Source organism: Vibrio sp. R10-SF1-ISO8 (assembly GCF_059833805.1).
This window is the reverse complement of record NZ_JCBDHL010000007.1, coordinates 25,528-42,856: the sequence shown is the minus strand read 5'-3', so window position 1 is coordinate 42,856 and position 17,329 is coordinate 25,528. Positions and strand designations below refer to the sequence as shown.

The 17,329-nt window shown below is 45.6% G+C and carries 17 protein-coding genes; 3 read left to right on the top strand and 14 right to left on the bottom strand.

Features of this window, described 5'->3' with window-relative positions; all coding sequences use genetic code 11:
- Window positions 1-189: 189 nt before the first annotated feature.
- From spfP to hemB, 4 genes are all read right to left on the bottom strand, one after another.
- Window positions 190-237, bottom strand: coding sequence for a small protein SpfP (spfP, locus tag AC6R00_RS03410; RefSeq protein WP_438356636.1), 48 nt, complete (start codon window positions 235-237; stop codon window positions 190-192).
- A 193-nt stretch (window positions 238-430) separates the two neighbouring features.
- Window positions 431-3,223, bottom strand: a complete 2,793-nt coding sequence (polA, locus tag AC6R00_RS03405; RefSeq protein ID WP_500639334.1) for a DNA polymerase I — start codon at window positions 3,221-3,223, stop codon at window positions 431-433.
- A 607-nt stretch (window positions 3,224-3,830) separates the two neighbouring features.
- Window positions 3,831-4,286, bottom strand: coding sequence for a GNAT family N-acetyltransferase (locus AC6R00_RS03400; protein WP_500639333.1), 456 nt, complete (start codon window positions 4,284-4,286; stop codon window positions 3,831-3,833).
- A 66-nt stretch (window positions 4,287-4,352) separates the two neighbouring features.
- Window positions 4,353-5,396, bottom strand: coding sequence for a porphobilinogen synthase (gene hemB / locus AC6R00_RS03395; protein WP_004745392.1), 1,044 nt, complete (start codon window positions 5,394-5,396; stop codon window positions 4,353-4,355).
- Window positions 5,397-5,543: 147 nt separating this feature from the next.
- On the opposite strand from hemB, the gene AC6R00_RS03390 reads away from it, so the two are divergent.
- On the top strand, window positions 5,544-6,305 hold the full coding sequence (locus AC6R00_RS03390; RefSeq protein ID WP_500639332.1) for a TatD family hydrolase: 762 nt from the start codon (window positions 5,544-5,546) through the stop codon (window positions 6,303-6,305).
- 102 nt (window positions 6,306-6,407) lie between these two features.
- On the opposite strand, the gene tatC is transcribed toward AC6R00_RS03390, so the two are convergent.
- The 7 genes from tatC to rmuC all read right to left on the bottom strand — a co-directional run bounded on the left by tatC (window position 6,408) and on the right by rmuC (window position 12,587).
- Window positions 6,408-7,157 (bottom strand): twin-arginine translocase subunit TatC, encoded by a 750-nt coding sequence (tatC, locus tag AC6R00_RS03385; RefSeq protein WP_004745389.1) that lies wholly within the window; start codon window positions 7,155-7,157, stop codon window positions 6,408-6,410.
- Between the two features lie 64 nt (window positions 7,158-7,221).
- On the bottom strand, window positions 7,222-7,653 hold the full coding sequence (tatB, locus tag AC6R00_RS03380; RefSeq protein WP_425666174.1) for a Sec-independent protein translocase protein TatB: 432 nt from the start codon (window positions 7,651-7,653) through the stop codon (window positions 7,222-7,224).
- A 3-nt stretch (window positions 7,654-7,656) separates the two neighbouring features.
- On the bottom strand, window positions 7,657-7,899 hold the full coding sequence (tatA, locus tag AC6R00_RS03375) for a Sec-independent protein translocase subunit TatA (RefSeq protein ID WP_425666175.1): 243 nt from the start codon (window positions 7,897-7,899) through the stop codon (window positions 7,657-7,659).
- Window positions 7,900-7,949: 50 nt separating this feature from the next.
- A complete protein-coding gene (gene ubiB / locus AC6R00_RS03370; protein WP_500639331.1) occupies window positions 7,950-9,584 on the bottom strand; it encodes a ubiquinone biosynthesis regulatory protein kinase UbiB in 1,635 nt (544 codons plus the stop codon).
- Complete coding sequence (locus tag AC6R00_RS03365) at window positions 9,581-10,186, bottom strand: ubiquinone biosynthesis accessory factor UbiJ (RefSeq protein ID WP_049846352.1); 606 nt, start codon at window positions 10,184-10,186, stop codon at window positions 9,581-9,583. The genes ubiB and AC6R00_RS03365 overlap by 4 nt, the downstream gene beginning before the upstream one ends.
- Window positions 10,187-10,197: 11 nt before the next feature.
- Window positions 10,198-10,980, bottom strand: coding sequence for a bifunctional demethylmenaquinone methyltransferase/2-methoxy-6-polyprenyl-1,4-benzoquinol methylase UbiE (ubiE, locus tag AC6R00_RS03360; RefSeq protein ID WP_239827143.1), 783 nt, complete (start codon window positions 10,978-10,980; stop codon window positions 10,198-10,200).
- Window positions 10,981-11,036: 56 nt separating this feature from the next.
- Window positions 11,037-12,587: a DNA recombination protein RmuC gene (gene rmuC, locus AC6R00_RS03355; protein ID WP_500639330.1), complete on the bottom strand. Its 1,551-nt coding sequence runs from the start codon at window positions 12,585-12,587 to the stop codon at window positions 11,037-11,039.
- 167 nt (window positions 12,588-12,754) lie between these two features.
- Here rmuC and AC6R00_RS03350 point away from each other — a divergent pair, with 167 nt between their 5' ends.
- Window positions 12,755-13,660: an EamA family transporter gene (locus AC6R00_RS03350; protein ID WP_494506052.1), complete on the top strand. Its 906-nt coding sequence runs from the start codon at window positions 12,755-12,757 to the stop codon at window positions 13,658-13,660.
- Window positions 13,661-13,701: 41 nt separating this feature from the next.
- On the opposite strand, the gene AC6R00_RS03345 is transcribed toward AC6R00_RS03350, so the two are convergent.
- Together AC6R00_RS03345 and AC6R00_RS03340 are read right to left on the bottom strand one after the other, a co-directional pair.
- Complete coding sequence (locus tag AC6R00_RS03345) at window positions 13,702-14,526, bottom strand: HDOD domain-containing protein (RefSeq protein WP_500639329.1); 825 nt, start codon at window positions 14,524-14,526, stop codon at window positions 13,702-13,704.
- Window positions 14,527-14,614: 88 nt separating this feature from the next.
- Window positions 14,615-15,439 carry an AraC family transcriptional regulator gene (locus tag AC6R00_RS03340; protein ID WP_500639328.1) on the bottom strand — a complete coding sequence of 275 codons (825 nt, stop codon included), beginning with the start codon at window positions 15,437-15,439 and terminating at the stop codon, window positions 14,615-14,617.
- Between the two features lie 111 nt (window positions 15,440-15,550).
- Between AC6R00_RS03340 and AC6R00_RS03335 the strand changes: the two genes are divergently transcribed.
- A complete protein-coding gene (locus AC6R00_RS03335) occupies window positions 15,551-16,027 on the top strand; it encodes a YHS domain-containing (seleno)protein (RefSeq protein WP_500639327.1) in 477 nt (158 codons plus the stop codon).
- A 78-nt stretch (window positions 16,028-16,105) separates the two neighbouring features.
- Here the strand turns inward: AC6R00_RS03335 and AC6R00_RS03330 are convergent, their stop codons facing one another.
- Window positions 16,106-17,299, bottom strand: a complete 1,194-nt coding sequence (locus AC6R00_RS03330; RefSeq protein ID WP_500639326.1) for a BaiN/RdsA family NAD(P)/FAD-dependent oxidoreductase — start codon at window positions 17,297-17,299, stop codon at window positions 16,106-16,108.
- Window positions 17,300-17,329 lie beyond the last annotated feature (30 nt).

The window sequence follows — 17,329 nt, the reverse complement described above, 5'->3', positions numbered from 1 at the left end:
GTATAAATTTACAAACTTTGGCCAAATTACACCAAGGTCAATAACCATAATTATTTTAATGGCTTTTAGATGGCATCAGGGAAAATATCAGGGAAAGGACTCGCTTGGTATGTAGCTTTTTGATAAGTAGGGATTTTTCTTTGGCACAATAAAAAACGCCCCAGTCAAAAACTGACTGGGGCGGCTGAATCAGCCTAATCCAATAACGTGAAACAAAAGGTCTGAAAGATAGAACATCTTACCTCTGTACCCTACGCAGATTAATGTACAACAATTGGTCAGAAATGAAAACTCTTTTTGTAAGTTTTTTTCATTATAATTTTATTAAACTACATTTAAGCCAAATACCCGCTATCTTTTTTAGGGACAAAAAAAAGCCAGCGTTTGTGCGCTGGCTCATGCAAAAAGGGTGTTTTAGGCGATTTTTTGCCTAGTGTGCCTGATCCCAGTTGTCGCCATGCCCTGCCTCGGCAACCAGAGGGACATTTAGCTGTGCTGCGGATTCCATCAATTGTTGTACTTTACTTTCAATTTCGGCTAAAGCTGACTCTTGAACTTCAAATACCAATTCATCGTGAACCTGCATAAGCAGTTTCACTCGCCCGTCACCTTCAGTTTGAATCCACTCGTCGACTAACAGCATCGCCTTCTTGATAATGTCAGCTGCCGTTCCTTGCATTGGCGCATTGATCGCTGCGCGTTCTGCCGCTTTACGACGCATACCGTTACGTGACTTAATTTCAGGAAGGTGTAAACGACGGCCGAAGATCGTTTCAACAAAACCCTGCTCTGCTGCGGCACTACGTGTATCTTCCATATACTGCATCACACCAGGGTAACGCTCGAAGTACTTGTTCATGTAGTCTTGCGCTTCGCCACGAGCAATACCTAACTGCTTGGCCAAACCAAAAGCACTCATACCATAGATAAGACCGAAGTTAACTGCCTTCGCACGGCGACGCTGCTCAGTACTCACTTGGTCAATGGTGGTACCCATAATTTCTGCGGCGGTCGCAGAGTGGATATCTTTACCTTGTTGGAAAGCATCCAACAGGGCTTTATCACCAGATAAATGCGCCATAATACGCAGTTCAATCTGCGAGTAATCGACAGCCATAATTTTATAGCCATGTGGCGCGATGAATGCCTGTCGGATACGTCGACCTTCATCATTACGAATTGGAATATTCTGTAAGTTAGGATCGGTTGAAGAAAGACGACCCGTCGCGGTTACCGCTTGATGATACGAAGTATGCACACGCCCAGTTTCTGGGTTAATCATCTTAGGTAGCTTATCTGTGTAGGTAGACTTAAGTTTAGCTAGACCACGGTATTCAAGGATCAGCTTAGGTAATGGGTAGTCCAATGCCAGCTCTTGCAACACTTCTTCGTTAGTCGAAGGCGTACCTGAAGGTGTCTTCTTGATTACTGGTAGACCCATCTTTTCAAACAGAATAGCTTGAAGCTGCTTTGGCGAATTCATGTTGAATTCTTGCTCTGCAATTTCAAACGCTTTCTGCTCTAATTCATCCAGACGTTGGGCAATCTCTTGAGACTGTGCAGACAGCTTCATGTCATCGATTAGAACACCAGTACGTTCGATACGAGAAAGCACAGGCACTAAAGGAACCTCGATATCTTGGTAGATACCTTTCAGCTTTTCATCCTGCTCAATATTGCTCATTAAGCGGTTGTGAAGACGTAGCGTAACATCGGCATCTTCTGCCGCGTAAGGTGACGCTTCATCAAGGTCAATTTGATTGAAGGTTAGCTGGTTCTTGCCTTTACCTGCAATCTGTTCGAATGAAATACAGCTGTGCTGAAGGAAACGCAGCGCCAAGCTGTCCATATCATGTTTACCACCTACACTGTTATAGACGTAAGAGGCCAACATGGTGTCATGCTTAATACCTTTCATCTCAATGCCGTAACGCGCTAACACGCTCGCATCGTACTTAAGGTTTTGACCTACCTTCGCTTGGGCATCATCTTCTAAGATAGGTTTTAGTTGCGCCAACACCCAATCGCGCTCTAGCTGCGCAGGGGCATCTAGGTAGTCGTGGGCAACAGGAACATAGGCAGCAATCCCTTCTTCGGTCGCAAAAGAGAGGCCAACAAGGTTTGCAACCATGTAATCCAAACTATCGGTTTCAGTATCAAAGGCGAATACCTCAGCAGCTTTTAGCTTCTCTAGCCAAGCATTGAATGAAGACTCATCTAGGATGGTTTCATACTGACTACGGTCTATAGTCACTGCCGATGTGTCGATATCTGCCGCAGCACTGGCAGATGCACCACTCTGGTTGCCCGACTTCTCATCAGCCTCAACAACACCAGTGCCGCCATCAAGAAGTTCGTTTAGCCACGATTTAAACACCAACTGACCATACAGTTTGATCAGCTCATCTTTGTTAGGCTCAGTTTTAAGCAGAGATTCAGGCGTCTCTTCTAACTCAACATCCAGCTTGATCGTCGCAAGCTCATACGACAGGCGTGCATTTTCTTCGTTGTCGAGTAGCTTTTTCGCCATGGTTTTCGAACCGCGGAAACCTAGTGGAGCAATGTCGTCGAGGTTTTCATACAGTTTGTTAATACCGCCAATACCTTGCAGCAAAGCCGTTGCGGTTTTATCACCAACACCCGGTACACCAGGAATGTTATCGACCTTATCGCCCATTAATGCGAGGTAATCAATAATTAGCTCTGGTGGGATACCAAACTTCTCAACCACACCTTCACGATCCATCACCACATTGGTCATGGTGTTGATCAAGGTAACATTGTCATCCACCAGCTGAGCCATATCTTTATCACCAGTACTGATCAACACAGGCATACCCGCTTGAGATGCTTGGTAAGCGAGCGTACCAATCACATCATCGGCTTCAACGCCCGGGGTACAGATCAATGGCAACCCCATCGCACGGATTACATTGTGCAAAGGCTCAATCTGGCAGCGCAGATCATCGGGCATTGGAGGACGATTAGCTTTGTACTCTGGGTACATATCATCACGGAAGGTTTTTCCTTTTGCATCAAAGACAACCGCAATACGATCTGAAGAGAACTGACGCATCATGCTACGCAGCATGTTGACCACACCATAAACGGCATTGGTTGGGATCTCGCCATTACTCATCGTTTCTGGATAAGCGTGGAATGCGCGGTATAAATAAGAAGAACCGTCAATCAAAATCAACGGATTATCAGGAATGTTGGCCATAGTCTTTACGTATCCAAAGAAAATGCAAAAAAGATCTGCTTAGGATGCCATGACTGGTTCAGCGAATCCATTTTAACTCTTTGAACTCTACTCACACATTTGGTTATTCCTTTATCACCCCACTCACCATTCTGTGGATAACTCTGTTTATATTATTTACCCACAGGATATAAAACAGTGCACAAAAAACTCAAAATAGACCACAACCCCTTGTAAATAATAAACAAATTATCCGATCGATCGTTTAAAGATCGATCCTGAAATGATCTTGCGTTGTGGAAAAGACTACTGGTGTCCTTTTGTTCGGAGCGAAATAGCAGGCATAAAAAAAGCGACATCTTTCGATGTCGCCTAGCAAAAAGGGGTCAAAGCAATTCAGGTGAATGAGGTGCTTTGCCATAAAGCTATAAATTACACTGGAAGCAATGTGAGCAATGTCGTGTCAAAAAGAACTCGTGCAAGTTCGATTAAGTTCAGTGTCATCACCGTCTCCAATTGTGAATCTGGTAACTCAACGTCCTTGTGAACTTCTCTCATTCCCTAAGACGAGATAAATAATAACCATTCTCATTTAATGCGTCAACACCTAAATGAGAAAAAATCTCATTTAATTTTTATGACACTCACCTAACTGCTTTACAAAGTGAATTCTGCTCTCTAGCAACGGTTCTTTTTGTTCATAATTTTCAATAAGATAATCATTCTTAATCAGCAATCTGAGCATGGCAGGAAATTGGTTACGTGATTTCACTTTAAGCTGTTTATAGCCTTGATCTGTTACCCATTGCTCCTGAATATCTAATAATTTTTGCGCCACCCCTTTGTTTCTCGCTAAAGAAGACACGCCACCAAACCAGCTGTAGAACGTCGTTTCGTCGATCTGGTAACCAATCTTGAACCCTAGGATGTCGTCACCTTGTTGCGCCACCTGAATCAAAGAGCACGACTTCCCTTCTAAACGTGCAGACAAACTCTCGACACTCTCTTTATGGGCAAACTCCGCGATCTGCTCAACGACTTGAACACACTCTTCTAGCGTCCCTAAACGATAAATAATACTCATCGATATTCTCCAAAATTAAAAAAGGCTGACAAACGCCAGCCTTTGATATTCTTTGTTTAACAGACCCTAATCTTCTTTTAAGAAGGTCGCTGCTTGGGCATTTTCTTCCGCTAACCACTCTGCGACGTCTTTAGCAAAATAGGTAAGGATGCCGTCCGCTCCTGCACGCTTAAAGCAGAGTAGCGATTCCATCACAGTATCACGCTCTTTTAACCAACCATTGGCAAATGCCGCTTTGTGCATCGCGTACTCACCAGAGACCTGATAAGCAAAGGTTGGTACTTCAAGTTCCGACTTAACGCGGCGAACAATATCAAGGTAAGGCATACCAGGCTTAACCATGACCATGTCTGCGCCTTCATTCACATCCATCGCCACTTCATGAATCGCTTCATCGCTATTAGCAGGATCCATTTGGTAGTTTTTCTTATTGCCGCCTTTAAGGTTGCTTGCACTACCGACCGCATCGCGGAAAGGTCCATAGTAACAAGAGGCGTATTTAGCAGAATAAGCCATGATCTGAGTATTGATGTGACCCGCTTGCTCAAGCGCTTTACGAATCTCACCAATACGTCCATCCATCATATCTGACGGGGCAACAACATCAGCGCCGGCTTCGGCATGAGACAAAGCCTGTTTAACCAAGACTTTGGTTGTCTCATCATTTAGCACGTAACCTTCTTCATCAATGATGCCGTCTTGGCCATGAGTCGTGAATGGGTCAAGCGCAACATCCGTGATCACACCGATTTCTGGCACATGCTCTTTCAAAGAGCGAACCGCACGCTGCACCAAACCTTCAGGGTTGTAGGCCTCAGCAGCACATAGGCTTTTTGCATCTTGGTTGACCACAGGGAATAGAGCGATCGCAGGAACACCTAGCTGAGCTAAGTACTGCGCCTCTTCTAGCATTAGATCAATCGACAAACGTTCGATACCCGGCATTGACTCCACGGTTTCGCGGCGATCTTTACCCATAAGAATAAACATTGGATAAATCAGATCGTTAACAGACAATTGGTTTTCAGCCATCAAGCGGCGGCTAAAGTCATGCTTGCGCAGGCGGCGCATACGACGGCCAGGGAATTGACCTTGAATCGAAACTGACACTCTATTCTCCTTGTGTGGTGAAAGTGCTTGAATTGCATAATATCACTCCAAGCTGACGACGCCAGAGAGAGTCGAGAAAAATGCAAAAAATGACCAAATGCTCACACTGCCGTATACTCTCAGCTCTGATAGGGAGTGAGATAAGCAATGATTGATACCCACGCACATATTTATGCTACTGAATTTGATACTGATCGCGACCAAGTCGTCCAGCGTGCGTTGGCACAAGGCATTGATAAGATATTACTGCCAAACATTGATTTAGAATCGATTGAGGCGATGTTACGCACTGAGGCTGAGTATCCAGACGTTTGCCGCTCGATGATGGGATTACACCCATGTTACGTCGACGCTAATGTTAAACAGAGCCTAGACATCATTCATTCTTGGTTTGATAAGCACAACTTTATTGCCGTTGGTGAAATTGGTATTGATCTTTATTGGGACAAAACCTTTAAAGCCGAACAAGAGATGGCGTTTATCACTCAGCTCAATTGGGCAAAAGAGATGAAGCTACCAGTGGTCATTCATACACGCGACTCAATAGAAGAAACCTTCACACTACTTCGTAAAGAGCAAGATGGTTCTTTAAGCGGTGTATTCCACTGTTTTGGTGGCAGTGTTGAAGAAGCCAAAGCGATCAATGATCTCGGCTTTCATCTTGGGCTTGGTGGCGTTTCGACTTTTAAAAATGGTGGCATGGATAAAGTGATTCCACATCTTGATATGGACTACGTTATCTTAGAAACCGACTGCCCTTATCTCGCTCCTGTTCCGCATCGTGGCAAACGCAATGAACCTGCGTATACCTCACTTGTTGCTCAACGCGTGGCTGACCTAAGAGAAATCAGCATCGAACAAGTGGATAGCCTCACCACTCACAACGCCAAGACACTTTTTAACCTCTAGTTCTCCAGTTCTCCAGTTCTCCAGTTCTCCAGTTCTCCAAAAACAAAACGGGGTTGATAGCTAGCTATCAACCCCGTTGCTCTATATGGCTTAGTGGAAACTCTATTCTTCCACCTGTTCTTCACTGTCGCCTTTACGCACATAAAAGCGTGCAAAGAACAAACCAACCTCGAACAGTAGACACATAGGAATTGCCAGTAGTGTTTGCGAGATCATATCTGGCGGCGTCAGCATCATCCCGACCACAAACGCACCAACAATAATATACGGACGCTTCTGACTTAAGCTCTTAGGATCAGTGGCACCAGTCCAACATAGCAAGATGATGGCCACTGGCACTTCAAAGGCAATACCAAAGGCTAAGAACAGCGCGAGAACAAAATCGAGGTAGCTCGATATGTCTGTAGCGAACTCTACTCCACCCAGCGAAATGGCGGTAAAGAAGCCAAATACCAGTGGAAACACCACAAAATACGCAAACGCGACACCGCAATAGAACAGCAGTGAGCTAGAGAACATTAGTGGCATGATTAAACGGCGTTCATGTTTATATAAGCCAGGTGCGACAAATGCCCATACCTGATAGAGAATAAACGGAACGGCGATAAAGATAGACGCAATCAAGGTCAACTTTAACGGGGTAAAGAAGGGTGATGCCACATCAGTAGCAATCATGGTTGCCCCTTCAGGTAGGCGCTCTACCAAAGGTGCAGAGACAAACTCATAGATGTCATTGGCAAAATAGATCAGCCCGATGAAAACCACCAATACCGCTACAATTGCACGTAACAGGCGATTTCTCAGCTCTAGTAAATGGCTGATCAAAGGTTGTGTCTGCTCAACAGAAGACATGGAAACCTCTACTCATAAAGATCGAAAAGGAGCTACTCCATAGCAGCTCCTCCTATATGCGAGACTATTCGGCTTTTTTATCTGCCTGTGGCGCTGATTGAGTGTTTAGACTCTCAACCGCCCCTACTGAGTCATTGGCGTTCTGAGCGGGCTCAACAGTTTCGTTGGCCGCTTCAGCACTGTTCGTCGCTGATTCGCTTTTGCTCGCGTATGGGCGTTGAACATCTTGCGCAGCTTGCTTTAATTGCTCCACCGAAGATTTTAGCTCTGGAGATAAATCTTCCATTCCCATCTTCTCGGCTTTGCGCAAGTTTTCTTGTAGCTCTTGAACCTTAAGCTCATGTGAAAGTTCATCTTTCACACTGTTTGCCATGTTTTTCGCCGCACCAACAAACTTGGAAACACTTCGAATGGCATGAGGCAAACGCTCTGGACCAAGAACCACCAGCCCAACGACAGATATTAATACCAGTTCCCAAAAACCGATATCAAACACGATCTACGCCTGCTCTTTGTCTTTCTTAGTTTCAGCAGTTGCGTCTGTTTTCTGCTGCTCTAAATTCTTAGGTTCGAAGTCTGCGTCTTTCTTCTCTTTGTCCGACTCATCTTCGCTCATTGCTTTCTTGAAGCCTTTTACTGCTCCACCCAGATCGCCACCGATACCACGTAGCTTCTTAGTACCAAACAGTAGAACGACGATGACAGCAATAATCAGAAGTTGCCAAATACTAATACCACCCATTCTTTTTACCTCGGGTCTTATTAAACAAATTTATTTCAAGAGTTTAACGTCTATTGACGGTAAGCTCGCCAACTAAGCAACCAAAATGTGACCCCACCTAGGGCGCTGGCCAGTGAAAGTTGCTCATAAGTGCTGTTGACCAATATTGCCGAGCATACGACTAATGTGGCTCCAACACCAAATAAAAATTTACCTGTCGCCTGCTGACGCTTGCTTGAACGATAACCTTGGTAAAGCTGATCCATACGCTGGTTCATCATTTTACCTTGGCGCAAACTATCGTAGAGAAGCTCTGGCAACTCGGGTAGTTTCTCGGCCCAAAACGGCGCACGATCTTTAACCGCATTAATTACCGCTTGAGGACCAACTTGGTTCATCATCCACTCTTCTAAGAATGGCTTAGCCGTCTCCCACAAATCAAGTTGCGGGTAGAGTTGGCGGCCCAAACCTTCAACATAAAGCAGCGTCTTTTGCAGCAATACGAGCTGCGGCTGTACTTCCATATTGAAGCGGCGCGCTGTGTTAAACAGGTTTAGCAAAACATGACCAAACGAAATTTCACACAACGGCTTAGCAAATATCGGTTCGCACACAATGCGTATTGCGAATTCAAACTCATCAATGTTGGTTTCACGTGGAACCCAACCTGACTCAACATGCAACTCTGCAACACGTCGATAGTCGCGATTAAAGAAAGCTAAAAAGTTTTCCGCTAGATAACGTTTATCTTCACTATTTAGCGTTCCGACGATACCACAATCTAAACCTATCCAACGCGGGTTTTCTGGATGCTCTGGCTCAACAAACACATTGCCCGGATGCATATCCGCGTGGAAGAAGCTGTCTCGAAATACCTGGGTAAAGAACACGCTCACACCGCGCTCCGCCAACAGCTTCATATTGGTGCCGTTGGCTTTCAACCCTTCAATATCAGAAACTTGGATGCCGTATATTCGCTCAGAAACCATTACAATTTCATTACTGAAGTCGGTAATAACTTCAGGAACGTATAATTCTTCACTTCCTTCAAAGTTACGTCTTAGCTGAATCGCGTTGGCCGCTTCTCGGCGCAAGTCCAATTCATCAAGCAAGGTCTTCTCATATTCGCGCACCACTTCAACAGGTTTCAAACGACGTGCTTCAGGAAGTGCTTTGGCGACTATACGCGCCATTCGGTACATCAGTTTTAGATCTGCATCAATGACCGGGCGAATATCTGGTCGAATAACCTTCAATACCACTTCTTGGTTAGTCGACTTCAGCTTCGCGGTATGCACCTGAGCGATCGAAGCAGACGCAAGCGGTTCAATCGCGAAATCATCAAACCATGTTTCTAGTGAACCACCTAGTGCTTGTTCGATTTGCTGCTTGGCAAGCTGACCATCAAATGGGGAAACCTGATCTTGAAGCAAGGCTAGTGGATCAGCAATTTGCGGCGGGAAAAGATCTCGACGAGTAGACATCATCTGACCAAACTTAATCCATACAGGGCCAAGCTCTTGCAGTGCTAAACGCAGCCTGTCACCGAGTGGCTTCTCTGGATGTTTGTTCTTAATCCAAAACAGGCTTTTTCTTGCTAACAGTGGCGCTTTGGTCAACTGGTGTGTTGGCAGTAGCTCATCCAAGCCATACTCTAGCTGAACACGGATGATCTGGTATAAACGACGCATCTCTGTTGGGGTCATGCGCGCTCCAACAGTTGATTCAATTTAGCCTCAACGCGTGACGCTTGGCTTTTCACTTCATCCACTTGGTCACAGAAATGCGCCACTTCTAGTGGTGCTGGTGCAATTTTCCACTCTTCTGTCAGGACTTGTGCAAGGTGGTCTTGATGCTTAGCGGCTTGCGACTTGAAGAATTGACCGACATTGGCAGCCCCCTGAACCACAGTGTGCGCGACAACATCCCCGGTCACGCGCGATAACCACTCTTCAATATCTGGTTTGCAATCCGTCATCAGCTGCGAAAACTTTTGTGCCAGTTGAATATCGCCTTCCAATACCAGTTTATCTTGCTTGATCAGCTTAGTGATATTGGACTGCTCACGCAGTTCTGGCAGTACCGAGAGGTTCAAGGATAGATAGCAATCCGGCTCACCTTCATAATTCGCCAAAACATCAATTTGCTGGCTAAAGATAAAGGTCAATGTCTTGTTCAGCTCTTTAAGATGAACTTGAATCACTTGCCCTTTTAAGCGAGCAAGACGACGACCGAGCTCAGGGTCATCGTTGATAAGGGTATTGAGTGACGTTTCAATCACTGCAGTAACAAGAGGCTCAAATGGCATAACAACCGACCTTAGAACTTATAACCACGGTGAAGGGCAACGATACCCCCCGTCAGGTTGTAGTAGCTGGTTTGATCGAAACCAGCTTCATTCATCATACCCTTCAAGGTCTCTTGATTTGGATGCATGCGGATAGATTCCGCTAGGTAACGGTAGCTTTCTGCATCATTTGCCACTAATTCGCCCATCTTAGGCAATAAGTGGAATGAGTAAGTATCATAAATCTTTGATAGCGGCTCTAAGATCGGCTTAGAGAACTCTAGAACTAGTAGACGTCCACCCGGCTTAAGCACACGGTACATAGAGCGTAGCGCTTTATCTTTATCAGTTACGTTACGTAAGCAGAAGCTAATCGTAATCGCATCAAAATAGTCATCAGGAAACGGCAACTCTTCGGCATTCGCCTGCACGTAGTGGACATTGCCGACAATGCCATTGTCACGTAGCTTATCTCGGCCTACGTTAAGCATAGAGTTATTGATATCGGCCAGTACCACATGACCTTTTTCGCCAACAATTCGCGAGAATTTTGCGGTTAGGTCACCCGTACCACCACCAAGGTCAAGCACACGCTGACCAGGACGAACACCACTACAGTCGATAGTAAAGCGCTTCCATAGGCGATGAATACCGCCCGACATTAAGTCATTCATAATGTCGTATTTCGCTGCTACTGAGTGGAAGACCTGAGCAACTTTAGCCACTTTCTCTTCTTTGGCTACGGTACTGAAACCAAAGTGCGTGGTTTCATTTGATTCTAAAGCTGTATTCGATTGCACGCTTGTATCCGTCATGATGATTCCTCTTCGAGCAGCGCATTGAATTAATACGACCTAAGCACTGCGGGCGATTAGTTTACTTTATCCTCATCCGGATGTCTTTGTACGAAAGAGTCATTTTTATCCAAGGCAGCATTTTCTGTGAAATGGTCATGCTGAGCGAGTTGCGCCAAATCATTGGAAATCGGTTTTTTCACTTCAACGCCCAGTTGTTTGAAGCTTTCCGCTTGGCGAATCACATTTCCGCGCCCTGTCGCGAGCTTATTCATTGCCCCTTGATAGTTTTGGTTGGCTTTATCTAATGCGCCGCCAAGACTCTCCATATCATCAACAAACAGGCGCAGTTTGTCGTAAAGCTTGCTGGCACGCTCGGCAATCACCTGAGCATTCTGATTTTGTCGCTCGTTTCGCCACAAGTTATCGATCGTACGTAGCGCTACAAGCAGAGTAGTTGGGCTCACCAAGATGATGTTTTGCTCCATCGCATCTTTGACCAGACTAGGATCTGCTTGAATAGCGACCTGAAATGCAGGCTCAACGGGAATAAACATCAGTACATAGTCTAGACTCTGAATGCCTTTTAGCTGATGGTAATCTTTTTGAGACAACCCTTTTATATGTGCTCTCAACGCAAGTAAGTGTTCACTTAGTGCCCGCTCTCGTTCGTTATCAGTTTCAGCATTAAAGTACCTTTCGTAGGCCACCAAAGCCATTTTCGAGTCCACCACCACTTGTTTATCTTGCGGTAAGTGAACGATGACATCGGGCTGATAGCGTTTACCCGCTTCATTTTGCAAACTGACTTGGGTTTGATATTCATGCCCTTCACGTAAGCCAGAATCAGCGAGCACGCGCGCGAGTACCACTTCGCCCCAGTTACCCTGCTGCTTGTTGTCGCCCTTTAGCGCTTGAGTCAGGTTAAGCGCTTCTTTGGTCATCTGTTCATTTAAGCGTTGGAGATTTTTTAACTCGTGAACTAAGGTGTGGCGCTCTTTGGCTTCCTGATTAAAGCTGTCGTTCACTTGTTTCTTGAACCCTTCCAGTTGCTCTTTTAGAGGAGAAAGCAAACCATCCAAGCTCTGGCGGTTTTGCTGGTCCACTTTGGCCGTTTTGGCTTCAAATAGCTGATTGGCAAGCTGTTCAAATTGCTGCTTGAGGCGCTCTTCTGCCTGCTCTAACAGTTGGAGCTTTTCTTGGCTAGCTTTGTTTTGTTGCTCATGTCGCGCTTCTTGCTCACGCAACTGTGCCTCTAACTGTGACTTTTGCTCACGAATTTGGTTGAGGTCATCAGCATACTGCTGACGTTCCTGCTTCACTGCCTCGAAATAGCGCAGCTTCTCTAGCACTGCCATTAACTTGCCGTGAGACTGTTTTAACTCGTATGCTGACTTGTCACGTTCACTATCTAGCTCGTCGAGTTCTTGCTGTGCCTCACGGAGTTCTTTTTCTAGCTGCGCAATCTGGCTACTGGCAAGGTGCTGATTCGATTCCAGTTGTTGTTCAAGAAGCTGATTGTCAAAGCGCATTTTCTGTTTGACCCACCAGCCAACTACCACGCCACTTGCGACGGCACCGGATAGGCCACTGATCAACATAGCTTGATGCTCAAGAATCCATTGCATAATAAAGATTTAACTGTTCAGAATGAGATACTTTCAATGGTATTTTAGCACTGGATAAATGTCCAGTTTGTCGGCTAGATATCGAACAGCTAGACTAGGCGCTCACTACCCTGTCCCATACTTGTCGCCAGTAAGTCTTAACTGGTTGGTTTTATTGAAGGAGCATCATGAACGAGCGCCGTGCTTTAGGCTTAGGTTTATCAGCAGTATTACTCTGGTCAACGGTTGCCACCGCATTCAAACTCACCTTAGCTGAGTTTTCCCCTATTCAAATGCTAACTGTCGCGAGTATCGTTTCCGCGCTGGCACTAATGGCGATTTGTGCCGTGCAAGGTAAGCTTAAAACACTACCGAGTACGTTTCTCTCCAATCCTTGGTATTACCTACTGTTAGGCTTGATTAACCCACTCGCTTACTACGTGATTTTGTTTAAAGCCTATGACTTGCTTCCAGCATCACAAGCACAAGCGATCAATTACAGCTGGGCAATTACGCTTACCCTGATGGCGGCCGTGTTTTTAGGTCAGAAAATCCGTAAGCAAGACTGGATCGCTTGTACGTTTAGCTACTTGGGAGTGATAGTAATTGCCACACAAGGCGATGTACTTGGCTTAAGCTTTGAGAGCCCGCTTGGAGTTGGCCTTGCTCTATTCTCCACCCTGCTATGGGCAAGTTACTGGATTTTAAACACCAAAAACAAAGCGGACCCGATAGTTGGCGTTTTGCTCGGTTTTCTGGTCGCGATTCCATTCGCTATTGGCTTAACGCTGTATGAAGGGCTGAGCTTTAGCCATATATCTACCCAGGGATGGCTTGCCGTCAGCTATGTGGGCTTGTTTGAAATGGGGATTACTTTTGTTCTTTGGTTGAGCGCATTGAAGTTAACTCAAAATACATCGCGTTTGAGCAACCTTATCTTTGCTTCCCCTTTTATCTCGCTGATGTTGCTAGCAACGATTATCGGTGAACAAATACATCCATCAACTTTGGTTGGCTTGGTACTGATCATTACTGGCCTAGTGATCCAGCAGATCAAATTTGGCAAAAAAGATCACGCCAAACAGCCTGTATAACAACACGTTAACACCGGTAGGGTCTTGTTGACCTAGCCTATCTAAAATAGTTGATAGGCTAGCTCACTTCCTTGCCCGCGCACCTCATCAATCTTAGCGGCTAGCTCAGGTGATACATGTAGTGCTTTAGCCGCTTTACTGTTTTCCAGGTAACTCAGCTTTTCACTCTCTTCCAACATCATGTCCCAGCGTTGATGCGCATCTCGCGCCAGATACATCAAGCAAGCCAGTCGTTTCGACTCTACCGCTTTAGCTGGGTGATTAACATTGGCGATGGCATCAACAAGCTGATTAGGGAACTTCCAGCTTTCAGCAAGCACGGCTCCGAGCTCTTGAGCATCAACACCAAGTACTTCTTTTTGCACCTGAGCAGCATTTTCCCCATTGGCGACACGTTGGCTGATAGCGACCGCTTTTTCAGGCTCTAGAGTATGAATCATGAGTTCACCAATGTTATGCAGCACACCAGTAGTAAAGGCCTCATTGGGGTCAAGCTTGATGTCTCTCGCTATGGTGCTCGCAATTGTCGCTACTTCAAAGGTTGCCGCCCAATAATCTTTGATATTGAGGGTCTCTATCTTGGGAAACGTCGAAGCAAGTATCGAAGAAGAAATTAGGTTACGAATAGCACCAATTCCGATACGAACAATGGCATCATTAATATTCGCCACCCCTTTTACACCACCAAATTGAGCAGAGTTTGCCATCCTTAAAACCCTTGCCAACAATACCTGATCCATTGCCATCTTATGGGCGAGCTCACCGAAGTCGATCGAGTCTCGGTTGACCATCTCCAATAACTCTTGCAGTACACTTTCGATTCGCGGCAACTCGTTAATACGAGAAATCAGTGCTTGTTGACTCATAGAGTTTACTCCTTGCTCTCTTCTCCCCATTTAATATAGGACAGAAATTGATGAATAGGTCGATAAGCCATTCATAAATGGTAGCGGATTATTGCTTCAAGCCTTGTAACCATTGGCGTGGAGAGGTACCTAAAACATGTTGAAAAGCACGCGAGAATCCGGAATAACTACCATAACCAACTTCATCAGCAACCCAGTTAAGAGGTTTATTTTTTAGTAATAAAGATTGAGCAACTGATATCCGCCATCTCTGCACATAATCTCCGGGGGTTTCACCGACGACCTGCTTAAAAGTCTCAATAAACTGAGTTCGTGACATAGCAGCTAACGAAGCCATTTCGGCAATATTGTAATGACGGACCGGCAACTGGTGTATTGCTGAAACTACAGCACCCAAGCGAGGGTGCGCCAAGGCAGCAAACAGTCCCTGCTCTATCTGTTGCTCATCAATTAAGTAGCGAAAGATCAGTGCCATTAATGCATCGCTCAACCTATCCATCATAAATTGTTGCCCTGCAGATTCGCTATGCGACTCTCGAAACAACATTTCAATGACAGGGGTTAGGTTGGGTGCAAGTTCAAACGGGATGATGACAACGTCAGGCAAAGCTGACAACAAAGGGTTCACCGGCCCTGCGCGGTACTCGACACTGGCACAGACGAGTTCAGCCCCTTCACCAGTCCCTTCTATCACATGCGGCGTACTGTTAGGTAAATAGATGATACAAGGTTGAGTTAACTGATGCGCTATCCCCAATGAGCTTGCCAACTTCAAATGACCGGCTTTAAGCACATGAAGGTGACCTTGGTTATGTGAGCACTTCTTGAAAGAAGAGACACCGCATAATTGGCCAGAATAGAAAACACCGGTGCGGATAGAGAAATGCCCCATTAATTGTGACAGCAGATCCATGTGACCTCCGAACGATACGCGTACTTTTTAGACTTTTAGTCCCTCTATAGACCGGGAGAGTCGGCTAATTTATTTCATACAAGATAACCAAACATAGGCAAGGAGCTTGTTATGGCACGCATTAAATCAACCGGTAAAAAGCTGACTCTTATAGCAGCGCTACTTGGAACCAGTTTCTCACTGATGGCAGCAGATATAGATATGAGTGTGGATGACAACGATCTAGCAATCAAAGGCTATGATCCGGTCGCGTACTTTACTGATGCAGGTGCCGTACAGGGCAACCCACAGTTTTCCGCCACCTATAAAAATGCCATTTATCACTTCGCAAGCAGTGAAAACCGCGATCAATTCAAAGCGGATCCGCAAGCTTTCGCCCCTCAGTATGGTGGCTACTGCGCGTTTGGGGTGGCAATGGGTAAGAAGTTTGAAACAGACCCACAAGCGTGGAAAATTGAAGACGGTAAGCTTTATCTCAATCTAGACAAAACGGTACAACAGCGCTGGCTAGAAGATACTCAAGGTTTCATTCAAGATGCAAACACCAACTGGACCAGTATAAAAACTGTCGCTGCTGATAAATTATAACCCCCTTCCATCCTGCTTATTTCCCTTCAATGGAAAACGGAAGAGCCTAGACTCTTCCGCTTTTTCTGTTCATTCAGGCTAAACCCATTGCCCTGCGACGAAACCGGAACTCCAACACCATTGGAAGTTGTAGCCACCAAGCCAGCCAGTGACATCCATAACCTCACCTATAAAGTACAAGCCTTGAACCTGCTTACACTCCATGGTTTTTGAGGATAGGTGGTTAGTATCTACGCCACCGAGAGTCACTTCTGCTGTGCGATACCCTTCCGTTCCATTCGGCGCAATCTGCCAGTTTTCAAGCTGAGCAGTGACCGCTTCTAGCTGGTTAGCATTGAACTGCTTAAGGGGCTTGTCTGTAAATACCTTACGCTCTATCAGTACTTCGACAAGGCGCTTAGGTAGCACTTTAGCCAAGGTGTTTTTCAGGCTCTGGTTTGGGTGCTTCTCTAATGAGCGTTGCAGTAGTTCGTTGACATCAACGTCCGGAACCAGGTTGATCGTTACTTTTTGCCCCGCTTTCCAGAACGAAGAAATTTGCAACACAGAAGGCCCAGATAAACCACGGTGGGTAAACAGCAACGCCTCTTTAAACACAGTTCCGTCTTGAGCGGTAATTTCAGCCGGAATGGCAATACCAGACAGCTCAGCAAACGCTTCTTTATCTTCTTTGTGCAAAGTGAATGGCACAAGACCAGCACTCGTTGGCACAACGCTGAGGTTAAATTGCTCTGCTACCTTATAGCCGAATGGTGTCGCGCCCAATTTAGGCATGGAAAGGCCACCTGTCGCCACAACAAGTGACTCACACTCGATCACACTGGTATTGGCATGTAATTCGAAGCCAGCCTCAGTTTTCTCAATATGATGGACATCTTGCTGATAACGTTGAGCCACGCTTGGTAAGTCACATTCAGCCAATAACATTTTAACAATGTCTTTTGAGTTGTAGTCACCGACACAGAATAGCTGGCCATGATCTCGCTCTTCAAACTCAATCCCATGTTTACTTACCATAGAGATGAAGTCCCAGTTGGTGTACTGGGAAAGCGCAGATTTGACGAAATGAGGGTTCTGACACAAGAAGTTGTTGGCTGACACATCGTAATTAGTGAAGTTACAACGACCGCCACCAGCAATTAAGATTTTACGTCCAGGCTTTTTGGCATGATCAAGCACCAACACTTTACGACCACGCTTGCCAGCTTCCGCTGCACACATCAGCCCTGCAGCGCCCGCACCTATGATGACGACATCAAACTTCTCTGTCATGAACTACTACTCGAATAAAAACCAATAAAA

Bases quoted from the DNA above. Each gene is read 5' to 3' on its own strand.
- polA (WP_500639334.1), bottom strand. From the start codon at position 3,223: ATGGCCAACATTCCTGATAATCCGTTGATTTTGATTGACGGTTCTTCT.
- AC6R00_RS03400 (WP_500639333.1), bottom strand. From the start codon at position 4,286: ATGAGTATTATTTATCGTTTAGGGACGCTAGAAGAGTGTGTTCAAGTC.
- AC6R00_RS03390 (WP_500639332.1), top strand. From the start codon at position 5,544: ATGATTGATACCCACGCACATATTTATGCTACTGAATTTGATACTGAT.
- tatC (WP_004745389.1), bottom strand. From the start codon at position 7,157: ATGTCTTCTGTTGAGCAGACACAACCTTTGATCAGCCATTTACTAGAG.
- tatA (WP_425666175.1), bottom strand. From the start codon at position 7,899: ATGGGTGGTATTAGTATTTGGCAACTTCTGATTATTGCTGTCATCGTC.
- ubiB (WP_500639331.1), bottom strand. From the start codon at position 9,584: ATGACCCCAACAGAGATGCGTCGTTTATACCAGATCATCCGTGTTCAG.
- AC6R00_RS03365 (WP_049846352.1), bottom strand. From the start codon at position 10,186: ATGCCATTTGAGCCTCTTGTTACTGCAGTGATTGAAACGTCACTCAAT.
- ubiE (WP_239827143.1), bottom strand. From the start codon at position 10,980: ATGACGGATACAAGCGTGCAATCGAATACAGCTTTAGAATCAAATGAA.
- rmuC (WP_500639330.1), bottom strand. From the start codon at position 12,587: ATGCAATGGATTCTTGAGCATCAAGCTATGTTGATCAGTGGCCTATCC.
- AC6R00_RS03350 (WP_494506052.1), top strand. From the start codon at position 12,755: ATGAACGAGCGCCGTGCTTTAGGCTTAGGTTTATCAGCAGTATTACTC.
- AC6R00_RS03345 (WP_500639329.1), bottom strand. From the start codon at position 14,526: ATGAGTCAACAAGCACTGATTTCTCGTATTAACGAGTTGCCGCGAATC.
- AC6R00_RS03340 (WP_500639328.1), bottom strand. From the start codon at position 15,439: ATGGATCTGCTGTCACAATTAATGGGGCATTTCTCTATCCGCACCGGT.
- AC6R00_RS03335 (WP_500639327.1), top strand. From the start codon at position 15,551: ATGGCACGCATTAAATCAACCGGTAAAAAGCTGACTCTTATAGCAGCG.
- AC6R00_RS03330 (WP_500639326.1), bottom strand. From the start codon at position 17,299: ATGACAGAGAAGTTTGATGTCGTCATCATAGGTGCGGGCGCTGCAGGG.